This window comes from Couchioplanes azureus, from assembly GCF_014648355.1.
Lineage (GTDB): Bacteria > Actinomycetota > Actinomycetes > Mycobacteriales > Micromonosporaceae > Actinoplanes > Actinoplanes azureus.
Genome location: NZ_BMQY01000002.1, coordinates 629,164 through 652,387, shown reverse-complemented (window position 1 = coordinate 652,387; position 23,224 = coordinate 629,164). Strand labels below are relative to the sequence as shown.

Annotated in this window: 21 protein-coding genes; 15 read left to right on the top strand and 6 right to left on the bottom strand. The window is 72.4% G+C overall.

The window, feature by feature from the left end:
* Positions 1 to 33 precede the first annotated feature (33 nt).
* The 6 genes from uvrA (at position 34) to whiA (ending at position 10,195) form a co-directional block, all read left to right on the top strand.
* Positions 34 to 3,015 carry an excinuclease ABC subunit UvrA gene (uvrA, locus tag IEY99_RS10025; protein ID WP_189201656.1) on the top strand — a complete coding sequence of 994 codons (2,982 nt, stop codon included), beginning with the start codon at positions 34 to 36 and terminating at the stop codon, positions 3,013 to 3,015.
* 240 nt (positions 3,016 to 3,255) lie between these two features.
* Positions 3,256 to 3,801, top strand: a complete 546-nt coding sequence (locus IEY99_RS10020) for a Rieske (2Fe-2S) protein (RefSeq protein ID WP_189201654.1) — start codon at positions 3,256 to 3,258, stop codon at positions 3,799 to 3,801.
* Positions 3,802 to 3,984: 183 nt separating this feature from the next.
* Positions 3,985 to 6,432, top strand: coding sequence for an excinuclease ABC subunit UvrC (uvrC, locus tag IEY99_RS10015; protein WP_189201652.1), 2,448 nt, complete (start codon positions 3,985 to 3,987; stop codon positions 6,430 to 6,432).
* A 291-nt stretch (positions 6,433 to 6,723) separates the two neighbouring features.
* Positions 6,724 to 7,620: an RNase adapter RapZ gene (gene rapZ / locus IEY99_RS10010; protein ID WP_189202186.1), complete on the top strand. Its 897-nt coding sequence runs from the start codon at positions 6,724 to 6,726 to the stop codon at positions 7,618 to 7,620.
* 230 nt (positions 7,621 to 7,850) lie between these two features.
* Entirely contained in the window at positions 7,851 to 9,098 is a 1,248-nt protein-coding gene (locus IEY99_RS10005) for a gluconeogenesis factor YvcK family protein (RefSeq protein ID WP_373293313.1), read from the top strand.
* Between the two features lie 116 nt (positions 9,099 to 9,214).
* On the top strand, positions 9,215 to 10,195 hold the full coding sequence (gene whiA, locus IEY99_RS10000) for a DNA-binding protein WhiA (protein WP_130511592.1): 981 nt from the start codon (positions 9,215 to 9,217) through the stop codon (positions 10,193 to 10,195).
* Positions 10,196 to 10,207: 12 nt separating this feature from the next.
* On the opposite strand, the gene IEY99_RS09995 is transcribed toward whiA, so the two are convergent.
* The gene (locus IEY99_RS09995; protein ID WP_189201650.1) at positions 10,208 to 12,460 is read right to left on the bottom strand and encodes a glycoside hydrolase family 3 C-terminal domain-containing protein; all 2,253 of its coding nucleotides are present in this window, start codon (positions 12,458 to 12,460) and stop codon (positions 10,208 to 10,210) included.
* A gap of 359 nt (positions 12,461 to 12,819) precedes the next feature.
* On the opposite strand from IEY99_RS09995, the gene gap reads away from it, so the two are divergent.
* The 5 genes from gap (at position 12,820) to IEY99_RS09970 (ending at position 16,735) form a co-directional block, all read left to right on the top strand.
* Complete coding sequence (gap, locus tag IEY99_RS09990) at positions 12,820 to 13,815, top strand: type I glyceraldehyde-3-phosphate dehydrogenase (RefSeq protein WP_189201648.1); 996 nt, start codon at positions 12,820 to 12,822, stop codon at positions 13,813 to 13,815.
* A gap of 5 nt (positions 13,816 to 13,820) precedes the next feature.
* Positions 13,821 to 15,017, top strand: a complete 1,197-nt coding sequence (locus tag IEY99_RS09985) for a phosphoglycerate kinase (RefSeq protein WP_189201646.1) — start codon at positions 13,821 to 13,823, stop codon at positions 15,015 to 15,017.
* A gap of 2 nt (positions 15,018 to 15,019) precedes the next feature.
* The gene (tpiA, locus tag IEY99_RS09980) at positions 15,020 to 15,811 is read left to right on the top strand and encodes a triose-phosphate isomerase (RefSeq protein WP_189201644.1); all 792 of its coding nucleotides are present in this window, start codon (positions 15,020 to 15,022) and stop codon (positions 15,809 to 15,811) included.
* Between the two features lie 163 nt (positions 15,812 to 15,974).
* Complete coding sequence (gene secG / locus IEY99_RS09975; protein WP_189201642.1) at positions 15,975 to 16,229, top strand: preprotein translocase subunit SecG; 255 nt, start codon at positions 15,975 to 15,977, stop codon at positions 16,227 to 16,229.
* 164 nt (positions 16,230 to 16,393) lie between these two features.
* Entirely contained in the window at positions 16,394 to 16,735 is a 342-nt protein-coding gene (locus IEY99_RS09970) for an RNA polymerase-binding protein RbpA (RefSeq protein ID WP_189201640.1), read from the top strand.
* A gap of 2 nt (positions 16,736 to 16,737) precedes the next feature.
* Here IEY99_RS09970 and IEY99_RS09965 read toward each other — a convergent pair whose 3' ends face one another.
* Together IEY99_RS09965 and IEY99_RS09960 are read right to left on the bottom strand one after the other, a co-directional pair.
* Positions 16,738 to 17,355 (bottom strand): GNAT family N-acetyltransferase, encoded by a 618-nt coding sequence (locus tag IEY99_RS09965; protein ID WP_189201638.1) that lies wholly within the window; start codon positions 17,353 to 17,355, stop codon positions 16,738 to 16,740.
* A gap of 185 nt (positions 17,356 to 17,540) precedes the next feature.
* Positions 17,541 to 17,960 carry a hypothetical protein gene (locus IEY99_RS09960; RefSeq protein ID WP_189201636.1) on the bottom strand — a complete coding sequence of 140 codons (420 nt, stop codon included), beginning with the start codon at positions 17,958 to 17,960 and terminating at the stop codon, positions 17,541 to 17,543.
* Between the two features lie 29 nt (positions 17,961 to 17,989).
* Here IEY99_RS09960 and IEY99_RS09955 point away from each other — a divergent pair, with 29 nt between their 5' ends.
* The 4 genes from IEY99_RS09955 (at position 17,990) to fliQ (ending at position 19,819) form a co-directional block, all read left to right on the top strand.
* On the top strand, positions 17,990 to 18,574 hold the full coding sequence (locus IEY99_RS09955; protein ID WP_189201633.1) for an RNA polymerase sigma factor: 585 nt from the start codon (positions 17,990 to 17,992) through the stop codon (positions 18,572 to 18,574).
* Positions 18,571 to 18,999, top strand: a complete 429-nt coding sequence (locus IEY99_RS09950) for a hypothetical protein (RefSeq protein ID WP_189201631.1) — start codon at positions 18,571 to 18,573, stop codon at positions 18,997 to 18,999. The genes IEY99_RS09955 and IEY99_RS09950 overlap by 4 nt, the downstream gene beginning before the upstream one ends.
* Positions 19,000 to 19,048: 49 nt before the next feature.
* Positions 19,049 to 19,456: a VOC family protein gene (locus tag IEY99_RS09945; RefSeq protein ID WP_189201630.1), complete on the top strand. Its 408-nt coding sequence runs from the start codon at positions 19,049 to 19,051 to the stop codon at positions 19,454 to 19,456.
* Positions 19,457 to 19,546: 90 nt separating this feature from the next.
* Positions 19,547 to 19,819, top strand: a complete 273-nt coding sequence (gene fliQ, locus IEY99_RS09940; RefSeq protein WP_189201628.1) for a flagellar biosynthesis protein FliQ — start codon at positions 19,547 to 19,549, stop codon at positions 19,817 to 19,819.
* 55 nt (positions 19,820 to 19,874) lie between these two features.
* Here the strand turns inward: fliQ and pgl are convergent, their stop codons facing one another.
* The 3 genes from pgl to zwf all read right to left on the bottom strand — a co-directional run bounded on the left by pgl (position 19,875) and on the right by zwf (position 23,218).
* Positions 19,875 to 20,594, bottom strand: coding sequence for a 6-phosphogluconolactonase (gene pgl / locus IEY99_RS09935; protein ID WP_189201626.1), 720 nt, complete (start codon positions 20,592 to 20,594; stop codon positions 19,875 to 19,877).
* Between the two features lie 99 nt (positions 20,595 to 20,693).
* Positions 20,694 to 21,704 (bottom strand): glucose-6-phosphate dehydrogenase assembly protein OpcA, encoded by a 1,011-nt coding sequence (locus tag IEY99_RS09930; protein ID WP_189201624.1) that lies wholly within the window; start codon positions 21,702 to 21,704, stop codon positions 20,694 to 20,696.
* Positions 21,701 to 23,218, bottom strand: a complete 1,518-nt coding sequence (zwf, locus tag IEY99_RS09925) for a glucose-6-phosphate dehydrogenase (RefSeq protein WP_189201622.1) — start codon at positions 23,216 to 23,218, stop codon at positions 21,701 to 21,703. Before zwf ends, IEY99_RS09930 begins: the two co-directional genes overlap by 4 nt.
* Positions 23,219 to 23,224 lie beyond the last annotated feature (6 nt).

Below are 23,224 nucleotides of genomic sequence, written 5' to 3'. Positions count from 1 at the left end.
CCTATCGAACTGACGTAAACGGAGTGGCTGGCTGTGGCCGACCGACTGATCATCCGCGGCGCGCGGGAGCACAACCTGCGCGACGTCAACCTCGACCTGCCCCGCGACGCGATGATCGTGTTCACCGGGCTGAGCGGCTCGGGCAAGTCCAGCCTCGCCTTCGACACGATCTTCGCCGAGGGGCAGCGGCGTTACGTGGAGTCGCTGTCGTCGTACGCCCGGCAGTTCCTCGGCCAGATGGACAAGCCCGACGTCGACTTCATCGAGGGCCTGTCCCCGGCGGTCTCGATCGACCAGAAGTCGACCTCGCGCAACCCGCGCTCGACCGTCGGCACCATCACCGAGGTCTACGACTACCTGCGGCTGCTCTTCGCGCGCACGGGCATCCCGCACTGCCCGGCCTGCGGCGAGCGGATCAGCAGGCAGACCCCGCAGCAGATCGTCGACCGGGTCCTGGCGATGCCCGAGGGCACCCGCTTCATGGTGCTCGCGCCGGTCGTGCGCGGCCGCAAGGGCGAATACGTCGACCTCTTCGCCGAGCTGCAGGCCAAGGGCTATGCCCGGGCCCGGGTCGACGGCGTGGTCCACCCGCTCGCCGAGCCGCCGAAGCTGAAGAAGCAGGAGAAGCACACCATCGAGGTGGTGGTCGACCGGCTCAGCGTCAAGGCGAGCAGCAAGCAGCGGCTGACCGACTCGGTGGAGGCCACGCTCGCGCTCTCCGGCGGCATCGTCCTGCTCGACTTCGTCGACCTGCCGGAGGACGATCCGGGCCGCGAGCGCCGCTTCTCCGAGCACCTGGCCTGCCCCAACGACCATCCGCTCGCGATCGAGGACCTCGAGCCGCGGGTCTTCTCCTTCAACGCGCCCTACGGCGCCTGCCCGGAGTGCACCGGCCTGGGCACCAAGAAGGAGGTGGACCCGGAGCTGATCGTCCCGGACGAGGAGCGCAGCATCCGCGAGGGCGCCATCCAGCCCTGGTCCGGCGGCTCGACCCTGGAGTATTTCCTGCGCCTGCTGGAGGCGCTGGCCAAGGCCGAGGGCTTCAGCGTCGACACCCCGTGGCGCGCGCTGCCCAGCCGGGCGCAGAAGACCATCCTCTACGGCTCCGAGGACCAGGTCCACGTCCGCTACCGCAACAAGTACGGTCGCGAGCGCTCCTACTACACCGGCTTCGAGGGCGTGGTGCAGTGGATCGAGCGCCGGCACAACGACACCGAGAGCGACTGGTCGCGCGACAAGTACGAGGGCTACATGCGCGACATCCCCTGCCCGACCTGTGGCGGGGCGCGGCTCAAGCCCGAGGTCCTGGCGGTCACCATCGCCGGCAAGAGCATCGCCGAGGTCTGCAACCTCTCGGTGGGCGAGTGCGCCGAGCTGCTGGCCACCATCGAGCTCGACGACCGGCAGAAGATGATCGCCGAGCGGGTGCTCAAGGAGATCAACGCCCGGCTGCGCTTCCTGGTCGACGTCGGCCTGGACTACCTGTCGCTGGACCGCGGCGCCGGCACCCTGTCGGGCGGCGAGGCGCAGCGCATCCGGCTCGCCACCCAGATCGGCTCCGGCCTGGTCGGCGTCCTCTACGTGCTCGACGAGCCCTCGATCGGCCTGCACCAGCGCGACAACCACCGGCTGATCGAGACGCTGGTGCGCCTCAAGAACCTCGGCAACACCCTGATCGTGGTCGAGCACGACGAGGACACCATCCGCACGGCGGACTGGATCGTCGACATCGGCCCGGGCGCGGGGGAGCACGGCGGGCAGATCGTGCACAGCGGGTCGGTGAAGGGACTGCTGGCCAACAAGCAGTCGCCCACCGGGGCATACCTGTCGGGCCGCAAGTCGATCCCCACCCCGGCCACCCGCCGGCCGCAGACCGCCGGCCGCGAGCTGGTCGTGCAGGGCGCCCGCGAGCACAACCTGCGCAACCTGACCGTCGACTTCCCGCTCGGGCAGTTCATCGCGGTGACCGGGGTCAGCGGCTCGGGCAAGTCCACCCTGGTCAACGACATCCTCTACACCGTGCTGGCCAACCAGATCAACGGCGCCCGGATGGTCCCCGGCCGGCACACCCGCGTCACCGGTCTGGAGCACGTCGACAAGGTCGTCGGCGTCGACCAGTCGCCGATCGGGCGCACCCCGCGCTCCAACCCGGCGACCTACACCGGCGTCTTCGACAACGTCCGCAAGCTCTTCGCCGAGACCACCGAGGCCAAGGTCCGCGGGTACGGTCCCGGCCGGTTCTCGTTCAACGTCAAGGGCGGCCGCTGCGAGAACTGCTCCGGCGACGGCACGATCAAGATCGAGATGAACTTCCTCCCGGACGTGTACGTGCCGTGCGAGGTCTGCAAGGGCGCCCGCTACAACCGGGAGACGCTGGAGGTCCACTACAAGGGCAAGACGATCTCCGAGGTGCTGGAGATGCCGATCGAGGAGGCCGCGGAGTTCTTCCAGGCCATCCCGGCGATCCACCGCCACCTGCGGACCCTCGTCGACGTCGGCCTGGGCTACGTGCGCCTGGGCCAGCCGGCTCCCACGCTGTCCGGCGGCGAGGCACAGCGCGTCAAGCTCGCCTCCGAGCTGCAGAAGCGCTCCACCGGCCGGACCGTCTACGTGCTCGACGAGCCGACCACCGGCCTGCACTTCGAGGACATCCGCAAGCTGCTGCTGGTCCTCAACGGGCTGGTCGACAAGGGCAACACGGTGATCACCATCGAGCACAACCTCGACGTGATCAAGACCGCCGACTGGATCATCGACATGGGCCCGGAGGGCGGCAGCAAGGGCGGCCTGGTGCTGGCGACGGGCACGCCCGAGGAGATCGCCGAGGTCGCCGCCAGCCACACCGGCCACTTCCTGCGCCCGATGCTCGGGCTGAGCGGGGAGCCCGCCGGGGCGCAGGCGGCGGAGGCCCGCGCCGCCAAGGCCAACGGCGGCGGCAGGACGGGCGCCAAGGCCGCCGCCAAGACGGCCGCCAAGCCGCGGGCGAGCCGGTCCCGCGCCAAGACCGCCGTCTGATGGTTGAAGGACACAGGTAACTCACAGCTACGACGCCCGTTCCTGTTCCCGCCGCTGCCGAGCGGCGGGAAAGGGGCGGGCGCCGTGCTGTCCTTGGCGGAAGGCCCCGGAAAACAGGGCTTCCGCGCGGATAATTTCTCGGGTGCCCATGAACTACATCGGCCGGGCGCGCGTACATACAGGCAACGCCGCGTGACGTAAGCGCGCGGTCCAGGGGTTCTGGGAAGGGTTTGGCGAAAGATGACTGACGTGCAGCGGCCCGACACGGAGATCACGGGCACCCGCGAGACCGCCGGCATGGTGGCCTCGCGTCGCGTCGTACTCTCGGGCGCCGGCGCGCTCGGTGCCGGGTGCCTGCTCGCCGCCTGCGGCACGGACACCAAGAACGGCGTCGGCGCCGACGGCGGCGACTTCAGCAACGATCCCCTCCCCGCGGGCAGCGCAGGCCCGGACGCCAACGGCGGAGGCTCCGACGACGGCTCCGACGGCGGCGGCTCGTCCGGTGGCAAGACCCTCGTGGCGGCGGTCGACGTGCCCGAGGGCGGCGGCATCATCAAGGGCGACTACGTCATCACCCAGCCGGAGAAGGGCACCTACAAGGCGTTCAGCAAGATCTGCACGCACCAGGGCTGCCCGGTGACCAAGGTGGACGGCGGTCAGATCACCTGCCCCTGCCACAACAGCAGCTTCTCGATCTCCGACGGTTCGCCCACGGGCGGACCGGCCCGCAAGCCCCTGCCGGAGACGAAGGTCAAGAAGGACGGCGACAACATCGTCGCCGCGTGAGGACGTGGGGGCCGGCCAGTGATGGCCGCCGCGGCCACGGGACGCGGCGGACACGCCCTGCCGGCACGGCCGGCCCCCATCTCGCCCTGCCCGCCACCGTACGGCCGGAGGCCCGACGCCGTGGCGGCGGCAGCGGGCCTCCGGTCGGGTAATCATGTCAGGGGTCCGCACTAGTGTGGAGACGTGCCTGACCCGTCCAGCTACCGGCCGGCGCCCGGGACCATTCCGGACGCTCCCGGCGTCTACCGCTTCCGCGACCCCACCGGCCGCGTCATCTACGTCGGCAAGGCCAAGAGCCTGCGCAACCGGCTGAACTCCTACTTCGCCGACACGTGGAGCCTGCACGCGCGCACCCAGCAGATGGTCACCACGGCGGCCTCCGTGGACTGGGTCACCGTCGGCAGCGAGGTCGAGGCGCTGCAGCTCGAATTCTCCTGGATCAAGGAGTTCGACCCGCGCTTCAACGTCAAGTACCGCGACGACAAGTCGTATCCCTTCCTCGCCGTCACCCTCAACGAGGAGTTCCCGCGGCTGCAGGTCATGCGCGGGGCCAAGCGCAAGGGCGTGCGGTATTTCGGGCCGTACAGCCACGCCTGGGCGATCCGGGAGACCCTCGATCTGCTGCTGCGGGTCTTCCCGGCCCGCACCTGCTCCGCCGGGGTCTTCAAGCGGGCCGGTCAGATCGGCCGCCCGTGCCTGCTCGGCTACATCGGCAAGTGCTCCGCACCCTGCGTCGGCTCGGTCACGGCCGAGGAGCACCGCGCGATCGTCGACGACTTCTGCGACTTCATGGCCGGGCGCACCGACACCTTCGTCAAGCGCCTCGAGCGCGACATGCTCGACGCCTCCGAGCAGCTCGAGTTCGAGAAGGCCGCCCGCCTGCGCGACGACATCGCCGCGCTGCGCAAGGCGATGGAGAAGCAGACCGTCGTGCTCGGCGACGGCACCGACGCCGACGTCGTCGCGTTCGCCGAGGACCCGCTCGAGGCCGCGGTCCAGGTCTTCCACGTCCGCGACGGCCGCGTGCGCGGCCAGCGTGGCTGGGTGGTGGAGAAGGTCGAGGACCTGACGACCGGAGACCTCGTGCACCACTTCTGCAGCCAGGTGTACGGCGACGAGCACGGCGAGAACGACGTCCCCCGGGAGCTGCTCGTGCCGGAGCTCCCGCCGGACGCCGCCGCGCTCGAACACTGGCTCACCGAGCACCGCGGCAGCCGTGTGACCCTGCGGGTGCCACAGCGAGGCGACAAGCGCACCCTGCTGGAGACCGTGGCCCGCAACGCCGGCGAGTCCCTCGCCCGCCACAAGCTGCGCCGCGCCGGAGACCTGACCACCCGCAGCAAGGCACTCGACGAGATCGCCGAGGCGCTCGGGATGGACACGGCGCCGCTGCGCATCGAATGCTTCGACGTCTCCCAGATCCAGGGCACGGACGTGGTGGCCAGCATGGTCGTCTTCGAGGACGGCCTGCCGAGGAAGAGCGAGTATCGCCGCTTCGCGGTCCGGGGCAACCCGGACGGCAGCGGCACCGACGACCTGGCGGCCATGAGCGAGGTGATGCGGCGCCGGTTCGCCCGCTACCGCGCCCGGTCCACGGACGACCCGGCCGTGCCGGCCACCGACGCTTCCCCGGCCGAGCCCTCCGGGGCTTCCCTGGCCTCCCTGGGCGAGGTCTCCGAGGCTTCCCTGGGCGAGGTCTCCGAGGGTTCCTTGGCCGACCTTCCCGAGGTCGTTGCTTCCGCGGACGGTTCTTCGGCCGGGGGTTCCTCCGCGGCCGGTTCTTCCCTGGCCCGGCTTTCGGAGGGTTCCTCCCCGGCTTCTTCCCCGGTCGGCTCCACTGTGGCCGGGGCCTTCGCGTCCGGTTCCGGGTCTCCGGCCGGGGTCGGTGAGCCGGCCACCCACGACCTGCCGGGCATCGACCCGCTCACCGGGCGGCCACGCCGGTTCGCCTATCCGCCCCAGCTCGTCGTCGTCGACGGCGGCCAGCCCCAGGTCAACGCCGTCGCGGCGGTGCTCTCCGACCTCGGGATCACCGACGTGGCGCTCTGCGGCCTGGCCAAGCGGCTCGAGGAGGTGTGGCTGCCGGGCGAGGACTTCCCGGTCATCCTGCCGCGCACGTCCGAGGCCCTCTACCTCCTGCAGCGCGTCCGCGACGAGGCGCACCGCTTCGCCATCACCTTCCACCGGCAGCGGCGCTCGAAGCGGATGACGGCGTCCGCGCTGGACAACATCCCCGGCCTGGGGGAGACCCGCCGCAAGGCGCTGCTGCGGCACTTCGGCTCGCTGAAGCGGCTGGCGCAGGCGAGCCCGGAGGAGATCACCGAGGTTCCGGGCATCGGCCGCCGCACGGCCGAGGCGGTCCTGGCGGCGCTCGCCTCACCGAAGGACAGCTCGGCCGCGACCACCGCAGGCTCCGGTGCCGGGGGCACGGGTGTCCCCGGCCAGGGGGATGGTGTCGCCGGCCAGGGGGATGGTGTCGCCGGCCAGGGGGATGGCGAGGACGGCGACGGGGTGACGGGCGGCGGGCCGGCGGCGATGCCGGCGGGCGGTGCGGGGCGGACCAGGGCGGGGGCGAACCGGTCCCGGGTGGCGCGCCCGTTGCCCCGGCCCGCGGCCGACGGCGAAGGCTAGGGAACGGCTGAACCCTCCGGCGGTCGGCTGCTCATCTCCGGCGTGCGCGAGGACATCGGCCGGCTTCCGCTGGAGTGGCTCGTGAGCTGGGAAAAGGTGGAATAGCGACAGGCGGGTGCCGCGTTGGGTCAGACGGTGAGTCGCGGCGGTCGGGGGTCCCCCGGGGCACCTGGATCGGGTACCGGACATGATGTCCGGCGGGCTCCCGCGGGTCCGTCGGCCTAGGATGCAGTGTCCACCCGGCCGGGTGGGGCAAACGGTGCGGTGCAGGAGGAGTGCGTGACCGAGTCGATGCCGGAGTTCGCTCCGGAGCCGTCTCCCGACGAGGCCGCCACCGATCTCGTGGTGGTGACCGGGGTGTCCGGTGGCGGTCGCAGCACGGTCGCCCGCGCCCTGGAGAACGTCGGCTTCTATGTCGTCGACAACCTTCCTCAGGCGTTGATGCTGGACATGGCCCAGCTCGCCTTCGAGGCCGGTGGCGCCGCGCGGCGTACGGCGATGGTGCTGGACGTGCGCAGCCGGGCCTTCTCCACGGACCTGGCCGGCGCCGTCCGGGCGCTCAAGGAGCGCGGCTTCTCGCCGCGGGTGGTCTTCGTCGACGCCGACGACGAGGTGCTGATCCGGCGCTTCGAGTCGGTGCGCCGCTCGCACCCGCTGCAGGGCGACGGCCGCCTCGCCGACGGGATCGCCGCCGAGCGCAAGCTGCTCGAGGAGGCCCGCGAGCAGGCCGACGTGATCATCGACACCAGCCACCTCAACGTCAACCAGCTGCGCCGCCGCGTCGAGGAGCTGTTCGGCGGGGAGGACGCGCGCAAGCTGCGGATCACCGTGCTGTCCTTCGGCTTCAAGTACGGCCTGCCGCCCGATGCCGACTATGTGATGGATGCCCGGTTCCTCCCTAATCCGTTCTGGGTGCCCGAGCTGCGCGACCACACCGGCATGGAACAGGGCGTCAGCAGCTACGTGCTGGGCCAGGAGGGCGCGAGCGACTTCGTCGCCACCTACGCCGACCTGATCGCGTCGACCGCGCCCGGCTTCGAGCGGGAGGGCAAGCGCTACCTCACGGTGGCGGTCGGCTGCACCGGCGGCAAGCACCGCAGCGTGGCCATCGCGGAGGAGCTGACCACCCGTCTGTGCGACATCCGCCTGTCCGCCCACTCGTCGCACCGCGACCTGGGCCGGGAGTGACGGCGCAGCACGCCGGCCCGTCCGACGACGCGCGCCGGCCGACCGAGGTGGGCCACGCGGGGCCGCCGGGCGACGCGCGCCGGCCGACCGAGGCGGGCCACGCGGGGCCGCCGGGCGACGCGCGCCGGCCGACCGAGGCGGGCCACGCGGGGCCGCCGGGCGAGGTGCGCCGGCCGACCGCGGCGGGGGATGCGGGACCGTCGGGTCAGGAGCGCCGGCCGGTCAAGGTGGTGGCGTTCGGCGGCGGGCACGGGCTGGCCGCCTCGCTGCGGGCGCTGCGGCTCTGTTCGCCGCGGCTGCAGGTCGACATCACCGCGGTCGTCACCGTCGGCGACAACGGGGGGTCGAGCGGACGGCTGCGGGCCGAGCGGGATGCCCAGCTTCCTCCGGGTGACCTGCGGATGGCGCTGGCCGCCCTCGCCGATGACGATCCCGCCCACCAGACGACCGTGCGGCTCATGCAGCACCGGTTCGCGCCGGTCGGCAACCCGGACCGCCGCCAAGGAGCGACGGCGGCGACGCCAGCCGGTGACGAAGCGGGCGAGCGCGGCGAACCAGGTCAGCAGGACGAACCGGGCCAGCGGGGTCAACCAGGTCAGCAGGACGAAGCGGGCGCGCAGGACGAACCGGGCCAGCAGGACGAAGCTGGCGCGCGGGACGAACCGGGCCAGCGGGACGAAGCGGGCGATGGGGCGGCAGCGGCCGGGGGAGCGAGCGCCGGCGAGGTCGGTGGGAAGGACGGCTGGGGGAACGTCGATCGCCGGATCGCCTCGCTCGGGGGCAAGCACGACCCCCTTGCCGGGCATGCCGTCGGCAACCTGCTGCTGCTCGGGCTCCTTGAGCTCATGGACGATCCCGTCGAGGCGCTCGCGCATGCCGGGAAGATGGTCGGCGCGCAGGGGCGGGTGCTGCCCATGGCGTCGCACGCGGTCGGGATCGAGGCCGATGTGCGGGGCGCCGATCCGGCGCGGCCCGGGGACGTCGTGACCGTGCGGGGGCAGCATGCCGTCGCGATCGCTTCCGGGCATGTCGAGGCGGTGCGGATCGTGCCCCCGTCGCCGCCCGCCTGCCAGGCGGCGCTGGACGCGATCCGGGACGCCGACTGGCTGATCTTCGGGCCGGGGAGCTGGTACACCAGCGTGCTTCCGCACCTGCTGGTGCCCGAGCTGGCCGCCGCGATCGTGGCCAGTCCGGCACGGCGGCTCGTGACGATGAACCTCGCCGCCGACAACGAGACGCTCGGGCTCTCCGTGGCCGAGCATCTCGACGCCCTCCACTGGTACCTGCCGGAGCTGCGGATCGACGTCGTGCTCGCCGACGCCAAGTGGGTCGGCGAGCCGGATCCGGTGCACCATGCCGCCGAGGCGCTCGGGGCGCGGCTGGTACTCGCGCCGCTCGCCGTTGCGGACGGCAGTCCCAAGCATGATCCTGAGTCGTTGGGCAGTGCGTTGGTGCCGCTCCTGGGCCCCGATCGTTAAGCAACTGGCTATGGGATCGGCGAGCACCGGGCGAGGGGTCCAGCAGTCGGCGACGGGCCGGCACGACACACAGACCGCGTAAGAAGACCGCAAGAACAGCATGAGGTGACTTCGAGATGGCGATGACGGCAGCGGTCAAGGACGAGCTGAGCCGGGTCGACGTACCCAAGCCGTGCTGCCGCCGTGCGGAGATGGCCGCCCTCCTGCGCTTCGCCGGCGGCCTGCACATCGTCTCCGGCCGGGTGGTCGTCGAGGCCGAGCTGGACACCGGCGCCGTCGCCCGGCGGCTGCGGCGCGAGATCGCCGACGTGTACGGCTACCCGAGCGAAGTGCACGTCCTCGCCTCGGGCGGCCTGCGCAAGGGCAGCCACTACATCGTCCGGATCGTCAAGGACGGCGAGGCGCTCGCGCGGCAGACCGGCCTGCTCGACGTCCGGGGCCGTCCGGTGCGCGGCCTGCCCCCGCACGTCGTCTCCGCCAACGTCTGCTGCGCCGTCGCGGCCTGGCGCGGAGCCTTCATGGCCCACGGCTCGCTGACCGAGCCCGGCCGTTCCAGCGCGCTGGAGATCACCTGCCCGGGCCCGGAGGCGGCCCTGGCGCTGCGCGGCGCCGCCCGCCGGATCGGCATCACCGCCAAGGAGCGCGAGGTGCGCGGCGTCGACCGGGTCGTGATCAAGGACGGGGACGCGATCGCCGCGCTGCTCACCCGGATCGGCGCGCACGCGAGCGTGCTCGCCTGGGAGGAGCGCCGGGTACGCCGGGAGGTGCGCGCGACGGCGAACCGCCTTGCCAACTTCGACGACGCCAACCTGCGCCGCTCGGCCCGCGCGGCGGTGGCGGCGGCGGCCCGGGTGACCCGCGCCCTGGAGATCCTCGCCGACGAGGCGCCGAACCACCTGACCTCGGCCGGCCGGCTGCGGCTGGAGCACCGCCAGGCGAGCCTGGAGGAGCTGGGCGCGCTCGCCGACCCGCCGCTGACCAAGGACGCCATCGCCGGCCGGATCCGGCGCCTGCTCGCCCTGGCCGACAAGCGCGCCCGCGACCTGGGCATCCCCGACACCGAGGCGGCGGTCACCCCGGAGATGATGGCCTGCTAGTACCGGGCGGCGTCAGGCGAAGCGGGCTGCTGCCTCTTCCACCTGAGGTTCGGTGACCGGGAAGCCGGGGAAGCGGGAGAGCCGCTGCAGCGGGATCGCCCGCATCATCCGGCCGTTCGCCGGGTCGAGGAACATGGCCTCGACGAGGTCGTCGCCCAGCCGTTCGCGGAGCCAGGCACCGGCGGCCGGGTGGGCGAGCCAGGCGTCCACCGTCGCCCCCGGGGTGAGCGGGGTGGTCAGGTCGTCGCCGGGGAGCTCGATCGTGGTCTCCAGGCGGATGTCGCGCGACGACGCCCCGACACGGATGCCGAAGGCGCCTCCCTCGACCGTCCAGCGCCGTAGCACCGGGTGCCAGTAGGCGAACGCCCGGTCGCCGAGGGACACCGTCACCGCGCGGCTCTCGCCGGGCGCGAGCGTGACGCGGGCGAAGCCGCGCAGCTCCTGCTCGGGCCGGTAGACCCCGGCCACGGGGTCGGTCACGTACACCTGGACGACCTCCGTGCCGGGGCGCGCGCCGGTGTTGGTCACCGTCACCGTCACCCGCACGCTGCGGCCGTCCACGGTGACCGCCAGGTCGCCGTACGCGAACGACGTGTACGACAGCCCGTGCCCGAACGGGTACGCCACCGGCAGCCGGTGCGCGTCGTACCAGCGGTAGCCGATCAGCAGGCCCTCGCCGTACCGGACGTGGCCGTGCTCGCCGGGGAAGGCGCCGATCGCGGGGTTGTGCTCGTAGCGCACCGGGATGGTCTCGGCGAGCCGGCCGGCCGGTGCGGCGGTGCCGAGCAGCAGGTCCGCGGTGGCGGCGCCGCCGGCCTGGCCGAGGAGCCAGCCCTCCAGCACGGCGCCGGCGCGGTCCTGCCACGGTGCCACGGTGACGACCGAGCCGTTGGAGAGCACCACCACGACCCGGGGGTTCGCGTCGGCGACGGCGTGCAGCAGCGCGACCTGGCCGGCGGGCAGATCCAGGTGGGTGCGGTCGTAGCCCTCGGACTCGGCCGCCGGCGGCAGCCCCAGGAAGACCACGGCCACCTCGGCGCCGGCGGCGGCGCGGACCGCCTCCTCGATCAGGGCGGCATCGGCCGCGCCGGACTCGCCCGTGAAGCCGGGGGCGAAGACGACCTCGCGGGCGCCGTCGAGGGCGTCGCGCAGCGCGTCCAGGGCGGTGTCGACGCGGGTCGGGTTGACCTGCGAGGAGCCGGCGCCCTGGAACCGGGGCGTACGGGCGAACTCGCCGATCACCGCGATCGGGCCGCCGGTGCGGGGCAGCGGCAGGATGCCGTCGTTCTTGAGCAGTACGGCGCTGGCCGTCGCCGCCTCGCGGGCCAGGGCGTGGTGCGCGGCGGCGTCGAAGCCCTGTCCCGGGCCGAGCGCCCGCAGTGCCCGGCCGACCAGCTCGAGGACCCGGGTGGCGGCGCGGTCGACGTCCTTCTCGCTCAGGGTGCCGGCGCGCACGGCGTCCAGGATGATCCGGGTGCCGGCGCCGCCGGAGGAGGGCATCTCCAGGTCCAGGCCCGCGGCCAGGCCCGCGTCGCGGCGGTGGACCGCGCCCCAGTCGGAGACGACCAGGCCGCGGAAGCCCCATTCGTCGCGCAGGACCGTGGTGAGCAGCCAGGGATCCTCGCTCGCGTACGTGCCGTTGATCCGGTTGTACGCGCACATGACCGTCCACGGCTGCGACCCCGTGACGATCCGCTCGAAGGCCGGCAGGTAGATCTCGCGCAGCGTCCGCTCGTCCACGTCGGCGGAGACCGTCATCCGGTCGGTCTCCTGGTTGTTCGCCGCGAAATGCTTCAGCGACGTGCCGACGCCCTGGCTCTGCACGCCGTCCACCAGCGCCGCGCCGAGCTCGCCGGCGAGCAGCGGGTCCTCGGAGAAGTACTCGAAGTTGCGCCCGCACAGCGGCGAGCGCTTCATGTTGACGCCCGGGCCGAGCAGGACGGCGACCTCCGCCGCCCGGCACTCCCGGCCGAGGGCGGCGCCGACGCGGGTCAGCAGCTCGGGATCCCAGCTGGACGCGAGGCCGGCGGCGGGCGGGAAGCAGGTCGCCGGGACGCTGTCGTTCAGGCCCAGGTGGTCCGCCTCGCCGGCCTGCTTGCGCAGGCCGTGCGGGCCGTCGGTGAGGGTCAGCGCGGGGATGCCCAGGCGCTCCACCGCGGGTGTACGCCAGAAGTCGGCGCCGTCGAGCAGCGCGGCCTTCTCCTCCAGCGTGAGGGCGCCGATCAGGGCGGGGACGTCCAGGGATGTGCCGGGGTGAAGGCCCATACGCCTCAGCGTAGGGCCGATATGGGTGCTGCGCCCGGTTCGGTGGCCGGCGCCCGGGCCGGCAGCGCGCCGCGGCCCGGACCACGACGGCGCCTTCGCCCTGATCAGGTGCGGTCGGTGTGGCTTTTGTGCACTCGTGTGCCCGTATCCCGGAAGGGGCCTGAAGTAACGATAAGGTTGCGCCCCGACGCGAGGGCGACCGACCTCCTCGGCTAGGGTCTTGGTGGACGGCGACGGTGCCGGCAGCACGGCAGGGACGCGCCGGGACGCCGCCACCGACGCGGTTTTCAACGGCAAGCGCGGCACGCACACCTCCGCCGGTCGCAGAGCCCGGCGGACCGAAACGAGGAGATCGACCTGTGACCATCCGGGTTGGCATCAACGGCTTCGGCCGTATCGGCCGTAACTTCTTCCGGGCCGTGCTCGCCTCCGGCGCGGACATCGAGATCGTGGGCGTCAACGACCTCACCGACAACGCCACGCTGGCTCACCTGCTGAAGTACGACAGCATCCTGGGCCGCCTGCCGCACGAGGTGAAGGCCACCGCCGACGAGATCACCGTGGCCGGCAAGACCTTCAAGGCGTTCGCCGAGCGGGACCCGCAGAACCTGCCGTGGGGCGACCTGGGCGCGGACGTGGTCATCGAGTCGACCGGCTTCTTCACCGACGCCACCAAGGCCAAGACGCACGTCGACAAGGGCGCGAAGAAGGTCATCATCTCGGCGCCGGCCAAGAACGAGGACATCACGATCGTGATGGGCGTCAACGACAACCTGTACGACGCCGCGCAGCACACGGTCATCTCGAACGCTTCCTGCACCACCAACTGCCTCGCGCCGATGGCGAAGGTCCTCAACGACACGATCGGCATCGAGCGTGGCCTGATGACCACGATCCACGCCTACACGCAGGACCAGAACCTGCAGGACGGCCCGCACAAGGACCTGCGCCGCGCCCGCGCCGCCGCGCTCAACGTGGTGCCCACCTCGACCGGTGCCGCCAAGGCTGTCAGCCTGGTGCTGCCGGAGCTCAAGGGCCGGCTGGACGGCTTCGCGATGCGCGTGCCGATCCCGACCGGCTCGGCCACCGACCTGACCTTCCAGGCCGGCAAGGAGACCTCGGTGGACGAGGTCAACGCCGCGATCAAGGCCGCCGCGGAGGGCCCGCTCAAGGGCATCCTGACCTACACCGAGGACCCGATCGTGTCGGCGGACATCGTCACCGACCCGGCGTCGTGCATCTTCGACGCCGGCCTCACCAAGGTCATCGGCAACCAGGTCAAGGTCGTCGGCTGGTACGACAACGAGTGGGGCTACTCGAACCGCCTCGTCGACCTGGTCAAGCTGGTCGGCTGAGTCTCGTGAAGGCTCTCGACGACCTGCTCGGCGAGGGTGTGTCGGGTCGGCGCGTGCTGGTGCGCGCCGACCTGAACGTCCCGTTCGACAAGAGCGACCCCACGGTCATCAGCGACGACGGCCGCATCCGCGCGGTCCTGCCGACGCTGGTGGCGCTGCGCGACGCGGGTGCCCGCGTGATCGTGTGCTCGCACCTGGGACGCCCCAAGGGCGCCCCGGACCCCAAGTTCACCCTGGCGCCGGTCGCCACCCGCCTCGGTGAGCTGCTCGGCAACCCGGTGGTCTTCGCCTCCGACACCGTGGGTGCCTCGGCCTCGGAGTCGGTCGCGGCCCTGGCCGACGGCCAGGTGCTGCTGCTGGAGAACCTGCGCTTCAACGCGGGGGAGACCGCGAAGGACGACGCCGAGCGGGGCGCGTTCGCCGACCAGCTGGCCGCGTTCGCCGACGCGTACGTCGACGACGCGTTCGGCGCGGTGCACCGCAAGCACGCCTCGGTGTACGACGTGCCGGCCCGGCTCCCGCACTTCGCCGGCGGCCTGGTGCGGCGCGAGGTCGAGGTGCTGCGGCGGGTGACCGAGAGCCCGGAGCAGCCCTACGTGGTGGTGCTCGGCGGCTCGAAGGTCTCCGACAAGCTTGCCGTGATCAAGGCGCTGCTGCCCAAGGTGGACAAGCTGCTCGTGGGTGGCGGCATGTGCTTCACCTTCCTCAAGGCCCAGGGCCACGAGGTCGGCAAGTCGCTGCTCGAAGAGGAGATGATCTCCACCTGCGCGGAGCTGCTGGCGTCGGCCGAAGGCCGGATCGTGCTGCCGGTGGACGTCGTCGCGGCGACCGCGTTCGCCGCGGACGCGGAGCACGACATCTCCGACATTTCGGAAATTCCGGCTGATCGGCTGGGGCTGGACATCGGTCCGCGGTCGGTGGCGCTGTTCGCCGAGGCCATCGGGTCGGCGAAGACCGTGTTCTGGAACGGGCCGATGGGCGTGTTCGAGCTGGCGCCGTTCGCGGCCGGCACCCGGGGCGTGGCCGAGGCGATCACGAAGATCGACGGCTTCTCCGTGGTGGGCGGCGGCGACTCGGCCGCGGCCGTGCGCACGCTGGGCATCGACGAGTCCGCGTTCGGACACATCTCGACCGGCGGCGGCGCGTCGCTGGAGTACCTCGAGGGCAAGACCCTGCCGGGTCTCGCCGCGCTGGAGAGCTGAGCATGACGGACGTCACCCGCCGGCCGATCATGGCCGGCAACTGGAAGATGAACCTCAACCACCTCGAGGCGATCCTCCTGGTGCAGAAGCTGGCCGCCAGCCTCACCGAGCAGCAGCTCACCGACGTCGAGGCGGTCGTGCTGCCGCCGTACACCGACCTGCGCAGCGTGCAGACGGCGATCGACGGCGACAAGGTGAAGATCGGGTACGGCGCCCAGGACCTGTCGCAGCACAAGGGCGGCGCGTACACCGGTGAGATCTCCGGCGCGATGCTCGCCAAGCTGGGCTGCTCCTACGTGGTGGTCGGGCACTCCGAGCGCCGCGAGTACCACGGCGAGGACGACGCCCTGGTCAACGCGAAGGTGAAGGCGGCGCTCGCCAACGAGCTCACGCCCATCCTCTGCGTGGGCGAGGGGCTGGAGATCCGCGAGGCCGGCGGGCAGGTCGCGCACTGCTGCACCCAGCTCGACGGCGCCCTCGACGGGCTCAAGGCCGAGCAGGTCAAGAGCATCGTCATCGCGTACGAGCCGGTGTGGGCGATCGGCACCGGCAAGACCGCCACGCCCGAGGACGCGCAGGAGGTGTGCGGCGCCATCCGGGCGCGGCTCGCCGAGAAGTACGGCGCCGAGACGGCCGACGCGGTGCGGATCCAGTACGGCGGCTCCGTGAAGGCGGCGAACATCGCCGCGATCATGGCGCAGCCGGACGTCGACGGGGCGCTGATCGGCGGCGCGAGCCTGGACGCCGAGGAGTTCGCCTCGATCGTCCGGTTCCGCGAGCACGTCCAGCGCTGAGCTCTAAGATGAGGAACCGGCCGCCCCATCCTCATGGCCTGGTTCCGCGCGCACGGCCCGCGATGGTCCGTCGTGCGAAACCGGCCGCCCCAGGGCGGCTGGTTCCTCCTGCGCCCGCTATTGTGGTGGCGCTGCAGTGCCCTTCGAGAGGAATGACCGGACCATGCCGATCGCGTTCGCGTACACGTTGATCGTGTTGCTGATCATCACCAGCATCCTGCTGACCCTGCTGATCCTGCTGCACCGCGGCAAGGGCGGCGGCATGTCCAGCATGTTCGGCGGCGGCGTCACCTCCAGCCTGGCCGGCTCCTCGGTCGCGGAGAAGAACCTCGACCGTTACACCGTGCTGGTGGGCATCGTGTGGTTCGCCTGCATCGTCGGCCTCGGCCTCTGGCTGAAGCTCGCCCAGGCCGCCTGAGAACGACCAGCTTCTTACGGTTCGTCAACAACCCTTCCTGAGGCGCCTGAGGGAGTCGTAGACTCTGCCGCGCGGTCCGGTGTTTTCCGGGCCGCGCGGTTGTTTTTCCCGCTGTATCGCCCTCGAACAAGCTGTACCGCCCCTGAAAGACAGGAGTCACATCCGTGTCCAGTGGCAGTGCCATCCGCGGCAGCCGCATCGGCTCCAGCCCGATGCGCCCCGATGAGCGCAGCGAGCTCGCACCCTGCCGGGAGGTGAGGTATTGGTGCTCGGGCGGGCACGAGGTGGAGGTGCGGTTCGCCGCCGACGCACCCCCGCCCGAGACCTGGGACTGCACCCGGTGCGGCCAGCCGGCCGGCCTCGACCCGGCCAACCCGCCGGGCCGGATGCGGGTCGAGCCCTACAAGTCCCACCTTGCGTACGTGAAGGAGCGGCGCTCGGAGGCTGACGGGGCGGCGATCCTGGCCGAGGCGCTCGCGAAGGTCCGGCAGCGGCGCGGGGAGTAGGTCTACACCGGGGTCGTGTCGCGGCCCAGGTAGGTGACCGTGGCTGCCCCCGGCACGTCCAGCTCGACGAAGCCGAGGCGGCGGTAGAAGGCTCTCGCCGCGGTGTTCGCGGACGCCATGCCCAGGTGGACGCGGGGCACGCCGGCCGCGCGGAGTCCCCGCAGGAACCTGCCGATCAGGCTCCGCCCCCAGCCCCTGCCCTGCCAGCCGGGCAGCAGGTCGATGTGCAGGTGGGCCGGATAGTCCGCCAGCTCGGGCACGATCATGTGCTCCGGGTGGTGGTGCAGGGCCAGCATCTCGTCGTCCGGTGTCACCGGCGGGTCGTTCGGCGCCGGGTAGCGCCCGGCCGTCGCGGGCAGCCACTCGTCGCGGTAGCGGCGGGCGAAGCGTGCGGTGTCGGCCGTGCCGAGCACGTAGCCGACCGCCGTGCCGGTGCCGTCGTCGAGGATGTGGGCGTGCTCGGGCTCCAGGACGACGTAGGGCGCGGCGAAGATGTCGCCCATGAGCCGGTCGGACAAGTAGCGGCCACGGGCGTCGCCACCCGCGTCGGCGGTGCGGACGCAGATGTCGTACACGGCGTCGAGGTCACTCGAACGGAATGGGCGGATCACAGGCTGCACTTACGGAAGTCTAGGCGGCCAAGATCTGTGTCCTGCGTCACCATTTCGGCGCCAACCTTTTCCGCCGTCGCGCGTCCCTCCCGGTGAGACCTCGTCACCGAGCCGTGGAGTCGCCCGATGCGTCTGACCGCCCGTACCGCCACGTACACCGTCGCCGTGTCCGCCCTCGTCCTGCTCGGGGGAGGCTATGCCGCCACCGCGTTCGCCGGGGCGACCGGGCCGCGCCCGGCGCCGGGCGTGCAGCCCAGTCCGCCGGCCGGCGACCTGCCCTGCGAGGGCGAGGGACTGCCGTCGCCCGGCCCCGAAGGCCCCTCGGCCTCGGCGTGGCCCGCAACGCCGATGCCCTCGTCGTCGGCGTGGCCCGCAACGCCGATGCCCTCGTCGTCGGCGTGGCCCGCAACGCCGATGCCCTCGTCGTCGGCGTGGCCCGCAACGCCGATGCCCTCGTCGTCGGCGTGGCTCGAGATTCCGATGCCGTCGCCGTCGTACCCGCCGTGCCCGATGCCGAGCGGACCCGCCGCCGAGCCGATGCCGAGCGGATCCGCCGTCCCCGGGCCGGACGTGACGCCGACGACGATTGGACCCAGCGCGGTACCGTCGCCCACCCGGACCCGCTGACCCCAGGCCGCGCCCCATGTCTCTCGCTCTGCCCCTGGCCCGCCCCCTGCTGCGGTGGTGGCGTTCCGCGTTGTCCGGATCCCCGGCGCCGGTCCGGGGCACGGCGTCGTCCGGGCCCCCGGCGATCAACCAGCTGTACCACGCACGCCGGTTGAGGCTGGTGCGGCTGGCCGTGCTCATGGTCGACGACCTGGGCACGGCCGAGGACATCGTGCAGGACGTGTTCGCGTCGCTCTTCCGGCGGCACGGCGCGCACCTGCGCTCCGTCGAGGACCCCGACGCCTACCTCACCTCCGGGGTGATGAACGCGGCGCGCTCGGCGTTGCGGCGCCGCCGCACCGCGCGGGCGTACGTGCCGCCGCCGGCGGGCACCGTGCCGGCCGCCGAGGACCAGATGCTGCTGAGCGAGGGAGACCACGAGGTGCTGGCGGCACTAGCGAAGCTGACGGTACGGCAGCGTCAGGTGATGGTGCTGCGCTACTGGTCGGAGATGTCGGAACAAGAGATCGCCAACGTGCTGGACGTGTCCCGGGGCACCGTGAAGTCGACCGCACACCGGGCGCTGACCCTCCTGCGCGGCCTGCTGGGAGAGCGGCGATGAGCGCGCTCGAGGAGCGGTTGCGGGCGGCGCTGGAGGCGCGGGCGCGCGCGGTCACGGCCGACGCTCTGGCACCCGCCGTCCCGCCGACCGCGATGTCGCCCGGGCGGCGGATTCCGGCCCTGCGGTGGCGCCTGGTGGCGGCGGCGGTGGGCATGGCCCTCGCGCTCGCCGTCGTCGGCGCCGCCCTCCTCCCCCGGGGGAACGACGGCTCCGGCCCGGCGCCGAACGCCCCGGCCGCGCCGGGTCCGCTCGATCCGTCCGGGCAGCCGTCGTGGGATCCGTCCGGGCAGCCGTCGTGGGATCCGTCCGGCGGACCGGGGCCGGTGGACCCCTCGGGATCGCCCGGTCCGTCGGTCCCGTCGCCGTCGGACAGCGGGTTTCCGACGGGCGGCCCGGACAACGTCTCGCCCACCTCGTCGCCGTGACGTCCGCGAGGGGTCCCCGGGCGGTCCGCGTACCTGTCAGGATGGGCCGGTGAACTGGACGCTGGAAGTGGTGATCGTTCCGGTCTCGGACATCGACCGGGCGAAGGAGTTCTACGCCGGCAAGCTCGGCTTCGTCGTCGACCACGACACCGTCATCGGCGACGACGCGCGGATCGTGCAGCTCACCCCGCCCGGCTCCGGCTGCTCGATCGTCATCGGTCGCGGCGTGGTGCCGGAGATGGTGCCGGGGTCGCTGAGGGGCCTGCAACTGGTGGTGCCGGACATCAACCGGGCGCACGCCGAGCTGGTGGCCCGCGGCGTGCCGGTCAGCGACGTGCAGAAGGTCGGGGAGAACCCCCGCCCCACGCCGGACCCGCTGGACAACGTCGGGTTCCTCTTCTTCAGCGACCCCGACGGCAACGGCTGGGCGGTGCAGCAGATCTCGTCCCGGGCCTGACTTGAGGATTCCGCCGGCGCGAACCTGACTGCAACCGTCGTGCGCCCGTTGTGCACTCGGTGGATCCGCGGGGGGCCCGAAGAGGATGGCATGACGGACACGCAGATCGTTGAGCTGGGACTGCAGGCCATGACCATCGCGGCGAAGATGAGCGCGCCGGTGCTGCTGACGGCGTTGCTGATCGGCTTCGCGATCTCGTTGTTCCAGTCGGTGACGCAGATCCAGGAGGCGACGCTGTCGTTCGTGCCGAAGGCGATCGCGGTGGGTGCGGCGATGCTGTTCTCGGGCAACTGGATGCTGCACGAGATGATGACGTACACGACGCAGCTGTTCGAGAAGCTCCCGACGCTGCTGATGTCCTGAACCCGGACACACGAGAGCCGCCCCGCAGACCGCGGGGCGGCTTTTTTCGTCTCGTTCAGCGCTTGGCGGCCGCCGCCGTGTCCAGCAGCCACACCGTCTTCGCCGCGCCGGTCGCCCGGGCCGCCGGGAGGGAGGCGTCACCGCTGAGGGCGGCGCCGACCGCGGCGGCCTTGTCCGGCCCGGCCGCCACCAGCCAGACCTCTGCCGCCGACCGGATCGCCGGCATGGTGAGCGAGATGCGGGTGGGCGGCGGCTTGGGGCTGTCGTGCACCGCCGTGACCGTGCCCTCGGCGGTCGCGTCCGGGTGGCCGGGGAACAGCGAGGCCACGTGCCCGTCCTCGCCGACGCCGAGCATGAGCACGTCGAAGGTGGCGCCGCCGGCCGCGAGGTCGTGGGCGTAGCGGGCCGCCGCGGCCGCCGCGTCGTCGCCGTCCGGGCCGTCCGCCGGCGGCATCGCGTGCACCCGCTCCGGAACCAGGGGCAGGCTGTCCAGCAGGGCCTCGCGGGCCTGGGTCTCGTTGCGGTCGGGGTCGCCGGAGGGCAGGAAGCGCTCGTCACCCCACCACAGGTCGACCCGGGACCAGTCGACGGCGGCCGCCGCCGGCAGGTCCCCGACGGCACGCAGCACCTTCGCCGCGACCCGGCCGCCGGTCAGCACCACGTCCGCCCGGCCGCGCACCGCCTGCGCGTCGACGATCGCGGTGACCAGCCGGGCCGCCACCACCGACGCCAGGATGTCGGCGTCCGGAACTACCACGACAACGGTCTCGCTCATCGGACTCCTCAGCACCTCGGCGCCCCGCGCCGGGCCGGCTACCCGGACGGCGGGGCCGCCCGCGCGCAACGGCGGAGCGGCCCCGTCGATCTTAGTGACTCAGGCGGCGGAACCGCCGGGGCCCGCCATGGCACCGGCCTCCTCGCGGGCCGCCAGCGCCGGGTCCTTCCACACGTGGACGCGCATCGCCGGCTTGCGGTCGAGGCCGGGCAGGCCGGCCATGGCGCCCAGCGCCTCGCCGTAGATCTGGTCGGCGTCCAGCCGGCGCAGCTCCTCGGCCAGCTCGTCGCCGACCGGCCGCTTCGGCAGCGGCATGTAACGCGGCTCCTGCCCGGTGCGGCTGAACAGCGCCGTGCCCTCCTCGCGGGTGACCGTGACGCAGTCGCCGTTGGCGCAGGAGAGCTGCACCGAGTGCATGCGCGGGGCCCGGTCGGTGTACTCCCACGTCGGCTCGATGCCCAGCCGGGACTTCAGCCACCCGCACATCAGGGCGGCGGTGGGGTCGTCGGCCGGGGCGACGACCGTGGCGCCGGTGACCCGCTCGTCGGTGGTGTCGAACGCGCCCGCCACCAGCGTGCGCCACAGCGTGATGCGGGTCCAGGTCAGGTCGGTGTCACCGGGCGCGTAGTCGACCGCCCGCTGCCGCAGGGCGGCGACCGGGTCCGCGGCGAGCTTGCTGTCGGTGATGCGGCGGTCCGCGACGACGCCGAGGAAGTCGTTGGCGATGACGTCCGGCGGCTCACCGTGCCACCACGTCACCACCGGCACGTCCGGGGCGAGCAGCGGCATGACCACCGACTCGGCGTGCAGGGCGAGGCGGCCGTACATGCGCATCACGACGGCCTCGGCCGGGCCCAGCCGCCCGCCCACGACGATCTCCGCGTCCAGCCGGCTGCGGCCCTCCAGATCGGAGCGGACCACGATGAGCAGGCGGCACGGGTGGGCGGACGCCGCGATGGTGGCGGCGGCCTCCGCCTCGCGGACCTTCTTCTCCTCCACCACGGCGACCAGGGTGAGGGCCAGGCCGGAGGCCACGCCGCCGGCGCTGCGCCGCTCGGCCGCGAGCGCCTTGACGACCTCGGTGCCGGTGGTGTCCCACAAGCCGATCATGCCCGCCTCCAAGCCCGGCCCTCGCGGGCCAGCATCTCGTCCGAAGCGCGCGGACCCCACTCGCCGGCGCGGTACGGCTCCGGCTGGGTGCCGGTCCAGGCCTCCTCGAGGGGATCGACGACGCGCCAGCTCTGCTCCACCTCGGCGGCGTCCGGGAACAGCGTCCGGTCGCCCACGAGCACGTCGAGCACCAGCCGCTCGTACGCCTCCGGGCTGGACTCGGTGAACGCCTCGCCGTACTGGAAGTCCATCGCGATGTCCCGGACCTCCATGGTGGTGCCCGGCACCTTGGAGCCGAACTTCAGCACCACGCCCTCGTCGGGCTGGACCCGGATGACGAGCTGGTTGTTGCCGAGCATCTCGACGTCGGCCGGGTCGAACGGCAGGTGCGGCGCGCGCTTGAAGAGGATGGCGATCTCGGTCACCCGGCGCGGCATCCGCTTGCCCACCCGGACGTAGAACGGGACGCCGGCCCAGCGGCGGTTCTGGATGCCCAGGCGCACCGCGACGTAGGTCTCCGTGGTGGAGCCCTGCGGCACGCCCTTCTCCTCCTGGTAGCCCACCGCGCGCTCGCCGGCCACCCAGCCCTGCAGATACTGCCCGCGCACCGAGCCGGCGGCGATGTCCGCCGGCAGGCTGATCGCCTTGAGCACCTTGAGCTTCTCGGCGCGGATCTCGTTGGGGTCGAAGCTCGTCGGCTCCTCCATGCCCACCAGCGCCAGCAGCTGCAGCAGGTGGTTCTGCAGCACGTCGCGGGCGGCGCCGGCGGAGTCGTAGAACGCGGCGCGGGTGCCGATGCCGACGTCCTCGGCCATGGTGATCTGCACCGAGTCGACGTACTTGGAGTTCCACACCGGCTCGAACAGGCTGTTGGCGAAGCGCAGGGCCAGGATGTTCTGGACCGTCTCCTTGCCGAGGTAGTGGTCGATGCGGAAGACGTCCTCCGGCGTGAAGACCTCGTCGACGAGCTGGTTGAGCGCCATGGCGGTCTTCAGGTCGTTGCCGAACGGCTTCTCGACGACGACCCGGCGCCAGCCGCCGGACTTGGCGTTGTCGGCCATCCCGGTGCGGTTCAGCTGGTTGAGCACCAGCGGGAACGCGGCCGGCGGGATGGAGAAGTAGAAGGCGGCGTTGCCCGCGATGCCGTTGCGCTCGCGCAGCTCGTCCAGGGTGGCCGCCAGGTGGTCGAAGGCGGCGTCGTCGTCGAACGAGCCGGGGACGAACTGGAACTGGCTCGACAGCCGCTGCCAGACGTCCTCACGCCACGGCGTCCGGGCGCCCTTCTTGGCGGCCTCGTAGGCCAGCGACTCGAAGTCGCCGTCGCCCCAGTCGCGCCGGGCGAAGCCGAGGACCACGAAGCCGGGCGGCAGCAGGCCCCGGTTGGCGAGGTCGTAGACGGCCGGGATCAGTTTCTTCCGCGACAGGTCACCGGTGACGCCGAAGATCACCAGAGCGCAGGGCTCCGGGATCCTGGGAAGCCGTCGGTCCTGTGCGGTGCGCAGCGGATTACCCACGTGTCA

Excerpts from the sequence above, each read along its gene's own strand:
- rapZ (WP_189202186.1), top strand. The coding sequence starts at position 6,724 with ATGCCGGAGTTCGCTCCGGAGCCGTCTCCCGACGAGGCCGCCACCGAT.
- fliQ (WP_189201628.1), top strand. The coding sequence starts at position 19,547 with ATGACGGACACGCAGATCGTTGAGCTGGGACTGCAGGCCATGACCATC.
- IEY99_RS09930 (WP_189201624.1), bottom strand. The coding sequence starts at position 21,704 with ATGATCGGCTTGTGGGACACCACCGGCACCGAGGTCGTCAAGGCGCTC.
- IEY99_RS09950 (WP_189201631.1), top strand. The coding sequence starts at position 18,571 with ATGAGCGCGCTCGAGGAGCGGTTGCGGGCGGCGCTGGAGGCGCGGGCG.
- whiA (WP_130511592.1), top strand. The coding sequence starts at position 9,215 with ATGGCGATGACGGCAGCGGTCAAGGACGAGCTGAGCCGGGTCGACGTA.
- IEY99_RS10020 (WP_189201654.1), top strand. The coding sequence starts at position 3,256 with ATGACTGACGTGCAGCGGCCCGACACGGAGATCACGGGCACCCGCGAG.
- pgl (WP_189201626.1), bottom strand. The coding sequence starts at position 20,594 with ATGAGCGAGACCGTTGTCGTGGTAGTTCCGGACGCCGACATCCTGGCG.
- IEY99_RS09955 (WP_189201633.1), top strand. The coding sequence starts at position 17,990 with ATGTCTCTCGCTCTGCCCCTGGCCCGCCCCCTGCTGCGGTGGTGGCGT.
- secG (WP_189201642.1), top strand. The coding sequence starts at position 15,975 with ATGCCGATCGCGTTCGCGTACACGTTGATCGTGTTGCTGATCATCACC.
- tpiA (WP_189201644.1), top strand. The coding sequence starts at position 15,020 with ATGACGGACGTCACCCGCCGGCCGATCATGGCCGGCAACTGGAAGATG.
- IEY99_RS09995 (WP_189201650.1), bottom strand. The coding sequence starts at position 12,460 with ATGGGCCTTCACCCCGGCACATCCCTGGACGTCCCCGCCCTGATCGGC.